Here is a 737-nt window from a genome sequence, read left to right on the forward strand (position 1 = left end):
GGTTCCGTTTCGCACCGAGGAGGCCTTCATGGTCCACGCTAACGCTGCCCTCACACCACGAGCACGTCTTCGTCTGGCCCGTCTGATCATCGAGGACGGCTGGAAGCCGTCGGAGGCGGCCAGGATGTTCATGGTCTCGACCGTGACCGCCCGCAAATGGGCAGCCCGGTTCCGTGCTGAGGGACCGGCCGGGATGGTCGACCGGTCGAGCCGGCCCAGGTCTTGTCCGCACCGCACTCCCGAGCACGTCAAGCGTCAGATCGTGACCCTGCGTTGGCGCCACCGGCTGGGGCCAGTGCAGATCGGAGGCCGGCTCGGACTCGCGCCGTCAACGGTGCACGCGGTGCTGGTGCGCTGTCGCTTGAATCGGCTCCGCCACATCGATCGGGTCACCGGGGAGCCGATCAGGCGTTACGAGCACCCGCGTCCGGGTTCGCTGATCCACGTCGACGTCACCAAGTTCGGCAACATCCCCGACGGCGGCGGTTGGCGCTACGTCGGAAAGCAGCGCGGCTATCGCAACAAGGCTCAGACAGCGTTGCGGACTGGCCGGACACCAAAAGGCCACCCGAACATCGGCACGGCATTCCTCCACACGGTGATCGATGTTCACTCCCGCGTCGCATACGCCGAGTTCTGTCCCGATGAGACCGCAGCCAGCGCCATCGGTGTCCTGCAGCGAGCCGTCGAGTGGTTCGCCGACCGCGGCGTCACCGTCGAACGCGTCCTGTCCGACA

Annotated in this window: 1 protein-coding gene; it reads left to right on the top strand. The window is 66.8% G+C overall.

Annotation, left to right across the window (positions count from 1 at the left end; translation table 11 throughout):
- Positions 1-28: 28 nt before the first annotated feature.
- Positions 29-737, top strand: a 709-nt coding sequence (locus D9V41_RS16120) for a helix-turn-helix domain-containing protein (RefSeq protein ID WP_121795608.1), incomplete at its 3' end; no start/stop codon positions are given.

The sequence above is a fragment of the Aeromicrobium phragmitis genome (assembly GCF_003674095.1).
GTDB classification, from domain to species: domain Bacteria; phylum Actinomycetota; class Actinomycetes; order Propionibacteriales; family Nocardioidaceae; genus Aeromicrobium; species Aeromicrobium phragmitis.